Genomic DNA, 13,334 nt, shown 5'->3' with positions numbered 1-13,334 from the left:
GCAAATGATCCTTTATGGAACCAACCCCATCGCCTGGTCGAACGACGACGACTGGAGCCTCGGCGACCACCTGAGCCTCGAGGATTGCCTCGGCGACTGCCGAAAGATCGGCTTCGACGGCACTTCGCGGCCGATGAGGGCGTGAAGATGGGCTACCACCACCACCTGGGCACGATCATCGAGTCCGCCGCCGACATCGACCGCTTCATGGCGATGGCGGGCCCCCACACGCGGCTCCTCCTCGACACCGGCCACTGCACCTTCGGCGGCGCCGATCCGGCGGAGGTGGCCGGGAAGTACATGGACCGGGTGACGCACATCCACGCCAAGAACGTCCGACCGGAGATCGCTCGGCAAGTCCGCGAGCGGAACCTGTCCTTCCTCGAGGGCGTGCGCCGCGGCGCCTTCACCGTGCCCGGCGACCCCGAGGGCTGCGTCGCCTTCGAGCCGGTGCTGAAGATCGCCGCCGATCACGGCTATTCCGGCTGGCTGGTGATCGAGGCCGAGCAGGACAGCGCCGTCCGCGAGCCCTTCCACTACCAGGACATGGGCCTGAAGGCGCTCAGGGCGATGGCGCGCGAGGCCGGCCTCGACACGCGCGACGCGCTGCGGGCCTGAGCCGATGAAGCTGCTCGATCCCGCGCATCCGTTCTTCGCGCCGCTCTGGCGGCGCATCGTCATCGTCGTGGTGACGCTCGGATGGGCCGTACTCGAGGTCATGACCGGAAACCCGTTCTGGGCCATGCTGTTCGGCGCCGCCGGCGTCTATTGCACATATCAGCTCCTCATCGCCTTTCCGGGGCCCGGGTCAGACCACAGGCAGGACCAATGAACGCTCTTCTTCGCAAGCCCTTCGGCACGCACGGCAAGGTGCACGAGATCACCCCGGCCTCGGCGGGCTGGCGCCATGTCGGCTTCTCGCTCTACCGCCTCCGCGCCGGCGACACCGCCGCCGAGGCGACAGGCGGCAACGAGGTCATCCTCGTGATGGTCGAAGGCAAGGCGCGCCTGACCGGCGCCGGAAAGGACTGGGGGGTGCTCGGCGAGCGGATGGACGTCTTCGAGAAGACCCCGCCGCATTCGCTCTATCTGCCGAACGGCAGCGACTGGACCGCGACCGCCGAGACCGACTGCGTGCTCGCCGTCTGCGCGGCGCCGGGCCATGGCGGCCACCCGGCCCGGCGGATCGGCCCGGACGGCATCACGCTCACGACCCGCGGCAGGAATGCCAACACCCGCCACATCAACAACATCGCCATGGAGTCCGAGGACTGGTGCGACTCGCTCCTCGTCACCGAGGTTTTCACGCCCGCCGGCCACTGGTCCTCCTACCCCTCGCACCGCCACGACGAGGACGACTTCCCGCGGATCACCTACCTCGAGGAGACCTACTACCACCGACTGAACCCGAAGGACGGCTTTGGCGTCCAGCGCGTCTATACCGACGACGGCACGCTCGACGAGACGATGGCGGTGAAGGACGGGGACGTCGTGCTGGTCCCCCGCGGCCATCATCCCTGCGGCGCGCCCTATGGCTTCGAGATGTATTACCTCAACGTCATGGCCGGACCGCTGCGGAAATGGCGCTTCGTTCCCGCGCCAGAGGTGGAGTGGATCATGAAGCGCGACGCCTGATACCGCCTTCGCGGGCGGGGCGGGGCAAGCGGTAGAAAAGACGGGATCCTATCTGGCTGGAACGCGTTGCCGCTTTTTCAGGATTCGACAGGGCTCCGGAACGGGCGTGTCGGCGACGCGGTGCGCGCCAGTACGTCGAAGAGCCACGCGACGCCCGCGTCCGCGAGGGAAGCCCGGGATGCAATCGCGCTGATCCGGGAGCGCGCCAGCGGCAACGGCGCCTCGACGCTGACGATGCCGAAGCGTGCCGCGTAGATCGCCGCGAAGGATTTCGGCAGCACGGCGATGATGTCGGTCTCGGCGACGACCGAAATCGCGAACATGAAGTTGGGGACGGTGAGCGCCACGCGGCGCGAACGTCCGTGCTCGGCCAGGATCGCGTCGACGAAGCCGTAGGCGTCGCCGGTGAGCGAAACCAGCAGATGCTCGGCGCGGCAGAAGGCATCGAGCGTCGGGCTGTCGCCAAAGGGATGCCCGGCGCGCATCGCGACCACGAACTGCTCGTCGTGGAGGGTTCGGGCAACGAAGCGCGCCGGGACCCTGTCCGCGGGAACGACGGCGACGTCCATCGCCCGCGCCTGGATGTCGGCGAGAACCGGCTCCCAGACCTCGCCGGTCATCATGGCGGAGCGGGGCGGCAGGATCTGCCGCATCCCGATGTCGATGCCCGGCCCGAGCCGGCGCACCGCGGCCAGCAGCGGCGACAGGAACACCGCCGAGGCGCCGTCGGGCGCGCCGATCGTGAAGCGGCGCGTGGAGGTGGCCGGGTCGAACGGCGCGGCGGTCGCGATGACGGCCCGCGCCCGCGCGAGGAGGTCCGCGACCGGCTCGGCCAGTTCCAGCGCCCGGTCCGTCGGCGCCACCCCTTTCGGCGTCCGCAGGAAGAGCGGATCGTTGAGCAGCCGCCTCAGGCGTCCCAGACCGTGACTGATCGCCGACGGCGACAGGTTCAGCCGCCCCGCCGCCCGCCCGACGTGCCGCTCTTCCATGACCGTCTCGAACAGGACGAGGAGGTTGAGATCGACACGGGCAAGATCAATTCTGTTCAGCATGATCGTGAAATCATGTCACTGGATTCAGCGGCTGACAAATGAGATCTTCCTGCGGCGAAGGTTTCGCTGCGGAGACGACCCATGCCCCAAGCCCCCGAGACGCTCGCCGGCCCGATCATTGCCGCGCCCGGCTCGCCGCCGATCGCCGCGGTCGGAACGTCCCTGGTGGTTCGCGAGTGGACGATGTCCGGCCCGGCATGGATGCACGTTCACCCGTCGGACGACGAGGCATGGCACGTGCTGGAGGGGAGGCTCCGCTTCAGGCTCCCGGACCGGGAATTCGACGCCGGTCCGGGAACGACGGTGTTCGTGCCCGCCGGTCTGGCGCATACCTATGCGGCCGTCGAGCCGAGCCGATACCTCATCTTCCTGACGCCGAAGATCGACCGTCTCATCACCGAACTGCTCGCCAGGTCGGAGACCGACGACCTGCGCGCCATGCTGCGGCGGTTCGACACGGTGCTTGCCGACGACGCCGGCCAGCCGAATTCGACATGACGACCCGGGCCCGGGACGTCGCGGACGTTCGGGCCCTCCCTCTCTCCACACCCGACGAGGACACCATGACCATTCACAGCCATCCCTCTGCGACGGCGGCGATCGAACCCCCGGCCCTCGACCCGGAGGCCGCGGCGATTGTCGCGTTCTGGCAAGAAGCCGGGCCGCAGAAGTGGTTCGCAAAGGATCCGGCCTTCGACGTCGCCTTTCGCGACCGGTTCGCGGCGGCGTACAGTCAGGCGGTGCAGGGCGCGCTGACCCATTGGATCGCCTCGCCCCTCGGCGCGCTCGCACTCGCGCTGCTTCTCGACCAGTACCCGCGGAATGCGTTTCGCGGGACGCCGTGGATGTACGCGACCGACGCGATGGCGCGGCTGGTCGCGGAGCAGGCCCTGGCGCTCGGCTACTGGGACGCCGCGCCGGCCGACCTCCGCGTGTTCCTCCTGCTGCCCTTCGGGCACTCGGAGCGGCTCGCGGATCAGGAGCGGTCGGTGGGTCTCGCAGAATCCCTGATCCCTGAGAGCGCCGAACACGCGCGCCATCACCGCGACGTCGTTCGCACCTTCGGCCGCTTTCCGCACCGGAACGCCATTCTCGGGCGCAGCACGACGGCGGAAGAGCGGGACTACCTCGACGGCGGCGGCTACGCCGGATGATGCCGGCGGGCTCATGAAACGACTCGCGGGCCTTTTGACGATTTTATCGTTTATGCGCAGGTAGTTACCCTATCTATCACGCGTGTTAGCGCGTGTTGGCCCGTGTTGCGCCGGGTGGCCTGATGCGATCTCCGTCGGATTGCCTCGGGCGAAACCTGCGGAGATGCGCCCCCGCTTCTGCGATCCGCGCCCAGATTTGTCGACAGATCGGGGAAGTGAATGCGCAGCCGGAGGCAATCCTGCCTGATGGCGGCCCGGCCAGCCGGCCCGCTATTGCGCCGGTGCGTCCGGCCAGATGGCGCCCCAGTCCCGGGCCATGTCGACGACGATCCAGCCCTCCGCGGGCGCGAGGTCGAGCGCCTTGTCCAGCCGGCCGATGTGGCTGTCGCGATCATAGGCCCATTCGCGCGCCGCGTCGGTGTGGTGGACGATGATGCCCATGCGCGCGCCGTCGCCGGCCGTGCCCCATTGCAGCATCTCGAGGTCGCCGTCGGAGTTGCCGGCGACGAAGATCGGGCGCTGGCCGATGTGGCGGGCGATGCCGACCGGCTTGCCGGGCCCGTCGTCGACGAAGGCCACGCCCTTCTCGCGCATCACCTGCGGCGCGCCGTCGACCATCTCGAAGTCGAGCTCGCCCTCGGACCCGACCACCTGCGGCGGCGGGATGCCGTATTCCTCTTCGGCGAAGGCGCGGATGAACTCGATGCCGCCGCCCGACACGATGAAGGTCTGGTAGCCGCTGGCGCGCAGGTATTCGAGCAGTTCGACCATCGGCTGGTAGATCATGTCGACGAGGAGCCGGTCCTTCTCGGGGTGCTTCGCCGTCGCCAGCCATCGGGCGGCGTCGTCGCGGAACGCCTCGACGGGCGTGCCGCTCCCGGTGGCGTCGAAAAGCTCGACGAGCCCCTCCATGCCACCCGCGATCACGCCGTGCACGTCGCCCGCCGCGGCGGCCTTCAGGACCGGCGTCGCGGCCCAGGCCGGATCGGCGGCCGCGAGCTGCTTCGCCTTGTCAAGCACGTAGAGGAACTGGAAGTAGAGCGGCTGCTCGGACCAGAGCGTGCCGTCGTTGTCGAAGGTGGCGATCCGGTCGCCGGGCTCGACGAAGCTCGGCGAGGCCGGGTCGGCCGTCGCGGCGACGAAGTCGAGGATGGCGGTCTTGGCGTCGCTGTCGTTCCAGGACGGCAGCGGGTCGGTCTGCGCGACGGCGGGCGCCGCCATCGCGAGGAACGCCAGCACGAGTCGCAGCATCGGAGCCTCCCGTTCTGTGGGCGGCGCCCCGGTGACCGGAGCGCCGCTTGGCCATTCTATGCAAGCGGCCGGCGCCTGAGAACGGCCGTCCCCCACTTCAGTTCGCCCCGGGGGCGAGCGCGGTGACGGCCTCCATCACCCGTTCGAGGTTGAAGCTGCCGGGCTTCTGCCGCGGCGGGAAGTCGCGGAAGCTCTGGAGCCACGTGCCGACATAGCTCGCCGCCGGGGCGATCAGGAACATCCGGTCAATGAACCAGCGCTGGTAGCCCATGGCGTTCTCGTGCTCGGCGCGCTCGAACGGGTCCATGCGCAGGTTGGTGAGCAGCGGCGCGCGCAGCTCGGTGAAGGGATCCTGCCAGACGCGCAGGCCCTCCGCTTCCTGTACCAAGAACGTGATCTTCCAGTCGTCGTAGCGCAGCGCCGCGACGCTGCCGTCGTCGGTCCAGTAGAGGAACTCGTGGCGCGGCCACTCGGCCTCGCCCCGGAACGCCGGGCCGAGGTCGTAGCCGTCGAGATGCACCTTGTAGGTCTTGTCGCCGATGGTCTTGCCGGCGAGGAGTTCGTCCTTGACGCCGGGATCGCCGGCGGCGGCGAGCAGCGTCGTCAGCATGTCCTCGTGCGCGCCGACCTCGTTGATGACCGTGCCGGGCTCGATGACGCCGGGCCAGCGGATCAGCGTCGGCACCCGGTAGCCGCCTTCCCAGTTGGTGTTCTTCTCGCCACGGAACATCGTCGTGCCGCCATCCGGCCAGGTGAAGGTCTCGGCGCCGTTGTCGGTCGAGTACATGACGATGGTGTTGTCGGTGATGCCGAGCTCGTCGAGCTTGGCGAGCAGCTCGCCCACCATGCCGTCGTGCTCGGCCATGCCGTCGGCGTAGATGCCCTGGCCGGTCACGCCTTCGGACTCGGGCTTCAGGTGGGTGAAGATGTGCATGCGGGTGGAGTTCCACCACAGGAAGAAGGGCTTGTCCTGGTCGTGGGCGCGCTGCATGAAGTCGAGCGCGCCGGCCGTCACCTCCTCGTCGATCGTCTCCATGCGCTTGCGGGTCAGCGGGCCGGTGTCCTCGATCGTCCCGTCGGCGGAGGACCTGATGACGCCGCGCGGGCCGAAGACCTCCTTGAAGGTGCGGCCGTCCGCCATGACGAAATCGGCCGGGTAGTCGGGGTTCTCCGGCTCCTCCTCGGCGTTCAGGTGATAGAGGTTGCCGAAGAACTCGTCGAACCCGTGCGCCGTCGGCAGCATCTCGTCGCGGTCGCCGAGGTGGTTCTTGCCGAACTGGCCGGTCATGTAGCCGAGCGGCCGCAGCAGCGTCGCGATCGTCGGATCCTCGGGCATCATCCCTTCGGGCGCGCCGGGCAGGCCGACTTTGGTGAGGCCGGTGCGGATCGGCGACTGGCCGGTGATGAAGGCGGCGCGGCCGGCGGTGCAGCTCTGCTGGCCGTACCAGTCGGTGAAGAGCGCGCCCTCGGCGGCGATGCGGTCGATGTTGGGCGTTTCGTAGCCCATCATGCCGCGGTTGTAGGCGCTGGTGTTGAACTGGCCGATGTCGTCGCCCCAGATGATCAGGATGTTCGGCTTGTCGGGCGTGCCCTGGGCCGAAGCGAGGCCCCCCGACAGCGCCGCCATGGCGAGCGCGGCTCCCAGTCTCCTCAGCATCGTCCTCCCTCCCTCTTGCTGTCGCTTGAACTAGAGTGCGTGCCCCTTCGCGGGGTCAGCTCGCGGCGCTTCGGCGTCGAACGCGCGGTGTGCCGGGCGTCGCTGAAGCAGCCGCCCGCCGAGATGCGCCATCTTCTGCGCGAGCGCCGACGGATCGCGCTCGAAGACCTCGGCCACCAGGACCACGTGATCCTTCGGCAGCACTCCGAGCACTCCGGCCAGAGCCTGGCTGTTGGCGTCGGCCGGATCGGACGATGGCTCCGACCCGGCTTCCTGCGCCTCGGTCGCGCGGCGAAGCAGGCGCGAGAAGGCGGGGGCGCAGCCATCGGGCGCAGCCGACGTCGTCCGCGTGCAGCGGCCGTCGCCGACGACGACGAGCCCCGACGCCAGCACGTCCACGCCCTTGAGATCATGGAGGCAAGCGGCGCCGCGGCGCGCGCCCGCCTCGTCTGCGAAGGCTATGATGACAATCGAATACCCCCTCACCCGACCCTCCCCCGTTGCGAGACGTGCCTTGCGTTTCCGAGGATGGCCTCGATCTCGGCCGAGACGTCGGCGCTGCCGAGCGGCTTGGTCAGATAGGCGGCCGCGCCTGCCCCGAGGCAGCGCTCGCGCATGCCGGGCTGGTCGAGGCCGGTGACGATGATCACCGGCAGCATCGAGCCTTCGGCCCGCAGCCGCTCCAGAACCTCGATCCCGCGCAGGGCCGGAAGGTGCAGATCGAGGATCGCGCAGTCGGGCGATGCCCCCGCGAGACCGTCGAGGAATTCCTCCCCCGAAGCGAAGGTGACCGGCGCGTGCGCGAGCGACAGGATCATCCGCCGCAGGGCGCGGCGAACGCCCTCGTCGTCGTCGACGATCGCGATGACGTTGCGCGCGTTGCCCATGGGACGAGGGTACGCCCTTGCCGGGCGTATCCCAAGTTGGACCTGGGGCCTATGTGGATCGCAGCGAGGACACCAGCCGGACGAGGTCGGCGACGGTGCGAACGCCGAGCTTCTTCATCATCCGGCCCCGGTGCACCTTGACGGTCTTCTCGGCCGTGCCGAGGTCGGCGGCGACCTGCTTGTTGAGGCGCCCGGCCACGACGAGGTCGAGGACCTGTCGCTCGCGCGGGGTGAGGCTGGCCAGCCGCCGCGCGCCGTCCTGGTTCATCGAGCGCGCTTGCCGCGCCGCCGCGTCGCGCGCGAGGGCGGCGTCGACGGCGGCGAGCAGCGCCTGCGAGTCGACCGGCTTCAGCAGGAAATCGACCGCGCCGGCCTTCATCGCCCGCACGCTCGCGGGCACCGTGCCCGCTCCGGTCAGGAACACGATCGGGCAGGCGATGCCGCGGGCCACCAGCGTCGCCTGCATGCTCAGGCCGTCCATGCCCGGCAGCCCGAGGTCGACGATCGCGCAACCGGGCTGCGCCGGGTCGTAGCGCGCGAGGAAGTCCTCGGCGTCGGCGTGCGTCTCGCACTGGCGACCGGCGGCGGCAAGGAGGCGCACCAGCGCCCTGGCGACGCCGGCGTCATCCTCCACGACATGCACCACGGCGGTCGAAACGGGATCGGGCATCATGGCGCCGGAAGCACGAGGACGACCCGCGCCCCGTGCTTGACCGAGAGGTCGAAGTCGAGGGTTCCGCCGTGGGCCTGGGCGATCGTCCGGCAGATCGAGAGCCCGAAGCCGAGGCCGCCGGGCTTGCTGGTGACGAAGGGACGGAAGGCCTCGGCCTGCCGCTCCGGGGTCATGCCGCGTCCGCGGTCGCTGACTGCGAGCAGCCGCGTGCCGTCGTCGCGCGCCCGGGCCTCGACCTCGATCTTCCGTTCCGAGGGGGGCAGCTCGGCCATCGCCTCGGCGGCGTTGAGCGTGAGGTTGAGCACGATCTGCTGGAGTTGCGACAGGTTGCCCCGGACCGACAAGGCCGCCTCTCCGGTCTGCACCTCGACCGTGGTCTGCCGGGCCACCAGCTCGCTGCGTGCGAGGCCGACGGTGTTGGCGACCACCTGGTTGAGGTCAAGCTCGACGAGTTCAGCGTCGCCCTTGATCATCAGGCGGCGAAGCTGGGCGATGATGTCGGCGGCGCGGCGGTCGTCGGCGGCGATGTCGTCGAGGATCGCGCCGACCTCGGCGAGGTCCGGCGGCTCCTGCGCGAGCAGCTTCGCGCCGGCCTCGGCGTTGGCGAGTATCGCGGTCAGCGGCTGGTTGAGCTCGTGGGCGACGGCGCCCGACAGCTCGCCGAGCTGGGTGCGGCGGGCGAGGTGCGCGAGCTCGAGCCGCTCCTCGGCGAGTTCGGCCTCGATGCGGCGGCGGCGCCGGCTCTGGATGATCAGCGCGACGATGGTGGCGCTCTGCAAGAGGATCACGGCGGCGGCGAGGACGATCTCGCGCCAGTATCGCTCCCAGGCGGTCGGTTCGTAGTAGAGCCGCAGCGTGTCCGGCGGCAGCAGCTCCGGGTTGATGCCCCAGCGCCGGACCTGTCGCCAGTCCACCATGGGGCGTGCGGGCGTCGTGATCCGGTGCGGCGCGGTCGCGGGGTCCGCCATCACCTTCAGCGCCAGGTTCCCCATCGCCTCGCCTATCGAGCGGAAGGTTTCGACGCTGCCGCCGACGAAGCCGACGCCGACGTAGGTGCTGAAGATTCCGTAGGCCGGAGCACCGGATGCGGCGGCGATCTCGGCGGCTGCAGCCCGGCCCACGAGAGTTCGTCCGTCCGCGTCAAGGTTCATCCCCAGTACCAGCAGGATCGTGTCCCGGCCGAGCGTACTCGCCCGGGACTTGAAGCCCTCAAGGGAGAGGTCGGTCAGGAATTCGACGCCGAGCCCCGGCGCCTTGATCTCATTGCGCGCCCGCCTGTCCCAGACGCGGTCGAGGCCCGCCGAGCCGCTCATCACCACCAGCCGCTCTGCATCGGGTTGCAACCGACGCGCCAGGTCGACTGACCCCTGGATGTCGTAGGCGCTCCAGGCGCCGAAGACGTCCGGCGGGGGCGCTATCTCTTCGATCTCCGGCGCGCTGAGCCCGCCGAAGACGATCGGGACGCCCGGCGCGAAAGCGTCGCGGTGCTCGAGCACGAAGCGCAGCGCGCCGGATGCCCCCACGATCACCACGTCGAGCGGCATGTCGGCGTATTTCTCCGCCAGCATCTCGACCAGCCGCGCGCGGTGCTCGGGGCCGGGAAACCGGTCGAGGTCGAGGTATTCGGTGAAGGTCTCGCGCCGCGTCCCGAGACCGGCGGCGAGCGCCGCCTCGATGCCGGACGCCGCCTCGATGTTCGCCGGGAGCAGGCTGTCGTGCTGGTAGACGATCAGGATGCGCCGGACGGGCGTCTCCTCGGCCGGCGCGGCCGACGCGACCGCCCAGAGCGCAAGGGCGAGCGCCACCTCGATGGCCGCCCGCCGAAGCCGTTGCCAGGACGGGCCGCCCGGGCGCGTCATAGGCACTTGGTCCAACTTCTTCGCCCGGGATTACAGGTGCAGAGTTTGCTCGCATTCTGAGCGATCTTGGCTACGACGCCAAGGCTCTGAGCGCTCCGATCGGGTCGCCCCGAATGGGAGCGGACGGCATCCTCTCGATGCCGAGCGGTCTCTCGGGCAGCCCGTGTCGGGTTGCACGACCCGGTGCTTGACCAGTTCGTCCGGGCGGAGTTCGCCGGTGGCCCTCTGGACTGCGTGAATGTGTTGCTGCTTGCCCGCCGGAGTGGTGTGAGGCGGTGGGTGCTGTTCACTGCGCGCCCTTCGGGGCGCGCCTCCTTCTCGCTCCCAAGGCCAGAGGTGCGGCAATGCTCCAGAATCCTTCAGCAAATATCGAGGCCCGGTCCCGTCGGGGGCGCGCCGCGACGCATGGGACGGTTTTCGCGGCCCTTCTGGCGGCCGCTTTCGTTGCGGGCGGAGTGCAGGCCCAGCAGGTCGGTGACGCAGCCAGGTCGGCAGCCCCGGCCGACGCCGAGGCCGTCGAGCAGCTCGAGGAGGCGGAAGAGTCCGGCGCGGTGGTGGAGAATGCCGACGCCGCCGACTGGACCGGGAGCTGGCGCAGCTTCTGGCGCGGCGGCCAGGCGCTGATGAAGATCGAGCAGGACGGCACGGCCATCACCGGCTCCTACGAGCCCGGGAACGGCGAGATCAGCGGCACGCTCGACGGCGTCATCATCAAGGGGATCTGGAAGCAGCCGGGGGCGGAGGGCCCGTTCGAGTTCGCGGTGGCGCCCGACGGGCAGAGCTTCGTCGGCCGCTTCGGCAACGGCGAGTACTGGAACGGCGAGCGGCTCGACGATACCGACGCCACCTCGGTCGCCTTCGGCGTCGCCACGCCGCGCGCGGCCTTCGCGTCGCTGATGTCGGCCGCGAACGCCGCGGCCCAGGGCGACAGCGCCGCCGAATTCTCGATGCGGCGCTACCTGGTCTTCGAGGACGCCAACGCGGACACCCGCGAGCGCACCAAGCGCATTGCGCAGTTCCTCAGGCTCATCGACCTCTCGACGTTCCGCGTGGACGATGCGCCGGCAAAGGACGAAGCCGGCCGGACCAAGTTCGACATCGGGCCGGCGGGGGTCGACTGGACCTTCCCGGTCGAGTTCGTCAAGACCGGACGCGGACAATGGGGCGTGGTGGTGCCGCCATTCGAGACGCTGCGCACCCGGGAATTCGCGATGCTCGAGGCGCTCGGCGTAAAGACCTTCGACGAACTGGCCGAGAAGCGGCGCTACAGCCCGAGGCAGGCCGTGCAGGACTTCGTCGTCGGCACGACGAACTGGAACGATGGCGGCGTCGAGCGGGCGCTCGCCACCCTCGACATGTCGGAGATCCCGGAGAAGCTGCGCCCCGTCGACGGGCCGATCGCCGCCGAGTACATCCGCCAGATCGTCAACCGCCTCGGCCAGATCGTGCCGCAGGAAGTGCCCGACGACGCCGACCGCCGGCAGCCCTACGTCCTTTACGAGCACGCGCTCGGCTCGATCGAGGTCGACCGCGTCACGCAGGCGGACGGCGCGGTCCGCTGGCAGTTCCCGGCCTCCTCGCTGGCGGCGGCGCCGGCGATCTACGAGGCGATGCAGAACCTGCCGCTGGCCGAGGGCATGACGCGAAGCGAGCCTTTGACCCGCGCCTTCGCCATCCGCTCGGAGATCAAGGACGTCTCGCCGCGGCTCCTGAAGCGACCGTTCCTGCTCGAGAACTGGCAGTGGATCGCCGTGCTCGCCTCGGTGCTCCTGACCGTCGTGCTGTCGTGGGCGGTGAACCGCACCCTCGGCGTCGTCGCCGACGGCATGCTCCGCTGGCGCGGCGCCTGGCCCGAGACGCGCGCGGCGCTCGCCCGTGCGTTCGGCTGGCCGGGACGGGCCTTCGCCGCCGGCGGCATCCTGACGCTGCTTCTGCGCGAGATCGGGCTCCGCCAGGACGTCTCGGCGGTGGGCAACGGCATCGCCGCGGTGCTCCTGCTCCTCGGCGGCACCTTCTTCCTCTACCACATCGTCAACGCGGTCTTCGTCTGGCTGCTGCGCTCGGCGACCGAGACCACGAGCCAGATCGACGACATCGCCGTCGCGCTCGGCGGCGGGCTCGCCAAGGTGGTGGTGATCGTCGGCGGCGTGATCCTCGCCGCCGACGTGCTCGGCCTGCCCTACGAGGGCGTCATCGCCGGCCTCGGCGTCGGCGGCCTCGCCCTGGGTATCGCCGCCAAGGACGCGGTGTCGAACTTCATCGGCGCCGGCATCCTCGCCTCCGACCGCCCGTTCAAGAAGGGCGACCTGATCGAGGCCGGCGGGCTCAAGGGCGTCGTCGAGCACGTCGGGCTGCGCTCGACCCGCCTGCGCGCCGACGACGGAACCGTGACGATCGTGCCGAACGCCCAGCTCTCCGATGGCAATGTCAACAACTACGGCCGTCCGACCAGGAAGACGCAGGAGGACAGCGCCATCGACCTGACGATCGGCGTAGCCCACGAGACGCCACGCGAGACCCTCGACGCCTTCGCCGAGCGGCTGCGCGAGGTCTTTGCGACGCAGCCCCTGGCAAAGACCGATCCGCGCGTCGCACTGGTGCAGATCACGTCGGCGTCGATCGAGGTCGGTCTGAGCGGCAGCCTGGCGAGCACGGACGGCGCGGCGGTCGAGGCGGCGCGGCATCGGCTGCTTGGAGATATCGTGGCCCTCGCACATGAGATGGGCGTCCGCTTCGCCAGCCCGACGGGGACGCTCCACTTCGTCGGCGACGCAACCGCGACGTCCGGAAATCTGCCAAGCGTGCAGTCCGTTGCTGCCTAGGCCGAGGCCAGCCCCATGGCTGGCCGAAAGCGGCCTTCAACCAGACGTTGAAGGCCGCGGCGCCGACCCGGCAACGTGCAGGGCCCGCCCCGACCCAGGGGAATCGCATTTGGAGATTTGGGGTAGCGTGGGGTGGTGGAGAATGGCTTGCCGAGCCATGATACCGGCGGGCTCATGAAACGACTCGCGGACCTTTTTCGACCTTTGGGATTTTTATCGTGTGTATTCAGGTAGTTACCCTATCTATCACGCGTGTTAGCACACTGCACGACACTGGGGTAGCTGAGGGCGGTGTGAAGTGATTTTCTGGACGATTCTCTCCAAAGGATCGCCCGATGCCTCAC

14 protein-coding genes are annotated in these 13,334 nt (G+C 69.6%); 7 read left to right on the top strand and 7 right to left on the bottom strand.

Features of this window, described 5'->3' with window-relative positions; genetic code table 11:
• The first annotated feature begins 4 nt into the window (after positions 1-4).
• The 4 genes from KBA23_RS02840 to iolB are packed head-to-tail and all read left to right on the top strand — an operon-like array spanning position 5 to position 1,635.
• Positions 5-145, top strand: coding sequence for a hypothetical protein (locus KBA23_RS02840; RefSeq protein ID WP_290736648.1), 141 nt, complete (start codon positions 5-7; stop codon positions 143-145).
• Positions 146-147: 2 nt separating this feature from the next.
• Entirely contained in the window at positions 148-618 is a 471-nt protein-coding gene (locus tag KBA23_RS02835) for a TIM barrel protein (RefSeq protein ID WP_290736646.1), read from the top strand.
• Positions 619-622: 4 nt separating this feature from the next.
• On the top strand, positions 623-832 hold the full coding sequence (locus tag KBA23_RS02830; protein WP_290736644.1) for a hypothetical protein: 210 nt from the start codon (positions 623-625) through the stop codon (positions 830-832).
• Complete coding sequence (iolB, locus tag KBA23_RS02825) at positions 829-1,635, top strand: 5-deoxy-glucuronate isomerase (protein ID WP_290736642.1); 807 nt, start codon at positions 829-831, stop codon at positions 1,633-1,635. Before KBA23_RS02830 ends, iolB begins: the two co-directional genes overlap by 4 nt.
• A gap of 77 nt (positions 1,636-1,712) precedes the next feature.
• Here iolB and KBA23_RS02820 read toward each other — a convergent pair whose 3' ends face one another.
• On the bottom strand, positions 1,713-2,687 hold the full coding sequence (locus KBA23_RS02820; protein ID WP_290736640.1) for a LysR family transcriptional regulator: 975 nt from the start codon (positions 2,685-2,687) through the stop codon (positions 1,713-1,715).
• A gap of 81 nt (positions 2,688-2,768) precedes the next feature.
• Here KBA23_RS02820 and KBA23_RS02815 point away from each other — a divergent pair, with 81 nt between their 5' ends.
• Positions 2,769-3,185 (top strand): cupin domain-containing protein, encoded by a 417-nt coding sequence (locus KBA23_RS02815; protein ID WP_290736638.1) that lies wholly within the window; start codon positions 2,769-2,771, stop codon positions 3,183-3,185.
• Between the two features lie 65 nt (positions 3,186-3,250).
• Positions 3,251-3,841, top strand: coding sequence for a DUF924 family protein (locus KBA23_RS02810; RefSeq protein ID WP_290736636.1), 591 nt, complete (start codon positions 3,251-3,253; stop codon positions 3,839-3,841).
• 270 nt (positions 3,842-4,111) lie between these two features.
• On the opposite strand, the gene KBA23_RS02805 is transcribed toward KBA23_RS02810, so the two are convergent.
• The 6 genes from KBA23_RS02805 to KBA23_RS02780 all read right to left on the bottom strand — a co-directional run bounded on the left by KBA23_RS02805 (position 4,112) and on the right by KBA23_RS02780 (position 10,168).
• On the bottom strand, positions 4,112-5,092 hold the full coding sequence (locus tag KBA23_RS02805; RefSeq protein ID WP_290736634.1) for an HAD family hydrolase: 981 nt from the start codon (positions 5,090-5,092) through the stop codon (positions 4,112-4,114).
• A 97-nt stretch (positions 5,093-5,189) separates the two neighbouring features.
• The gene (locus KBA23_RS02800) at positions 5,190-6,749 is read right to left on the bottom strand and encodes an arylsulfatase (protein ID WP_290736632.1); all 1,560 of its coding nucleotides are present in this window, start codon (positions 6,747-6,749) and stop codon (positions 5,190-5,192) included.
• Positions 6,750-6,779: 30 nt separating this feature from the next.
• The gene (locus KBA23_RS02795; protein ID WP_290736629.1) at positions 6,780-7,235 is read right to left on the bottom strand and encodes a hypothetical protein; all 456 of its coding nucleotides are present in this window, start codon (positions 7,233-7,235) and stop codon (positions 6,780-6,782) included.
• Positions 7,232-7,636: a response regulator transcription factor gene (locus KBA23_RS02790; protein WP_290736627.1), complete on the bottom strand. Its 405-nt coding sequence runs from the start codon at positions 7,634-7,636 to the stop codon at positions 7,232-7,234. Before KBA23_RS02790 ends, KBA23_RS02795 begins: the two co-directional genes overlap by 4 nt.
• 49 nt (positions 7,637-7,685) lie before the next feature.
• Positions 7,686-8,306: a response regulator gene (locus KBA23_RS02785; protein ID WP_290736625.1), complete on the bottom strand. Its 621-nt coding sequence runs from the start codon at positions 8,304-8,306 to the stop codon at positions 7,686-7,688.
• On the bottom strand, positions 8,306-10,168 hold the full coding sequence (locus KBA23_RS02780; RefSeq protein WP_290736749.1) for an ATP-binding protein: 1,863 nt from the start codon (positions 10,166-10,168) through the stop codon (positions 8,306-8,308). The genes KBA23_RS02785 and KBA23_RS02780 overlap by 1 nt, the downstream gene beginning before the upstream one ends.
• Before the next feature lie 455 nt (positions 10,169-10,623).
• Here KBA23_RS02780 and KBA23_RS02775 point away from each other — a divergent pair, with 455 nt between their 5' ends.
• Positions 10,624-12,990, top strand: coding sequence for a mechanosensitive ion channel domain-containing protein (locus KBA23_RS02775; protein ID WP_290736623.1), 2,367 nt, complete (start codon positions 10,624-10,626; stop codon positions 12,988-12,990).
• Positions 12,991-13,334: the final 344 nt, after the last annotated feature.

It is taken from the genome of Amaricoccus sp. (genome assembly GCF_017995835.1).
Taxonomy (GTDB): Bacteria; Pseudomonadota; Alphaproteobacteria; order Rhodobacterales; family Rhodobacteraceae; genus Amaricoccus.
This window is presented reverse-complemented; position numbering and strand designations above follow the sequence as displayed.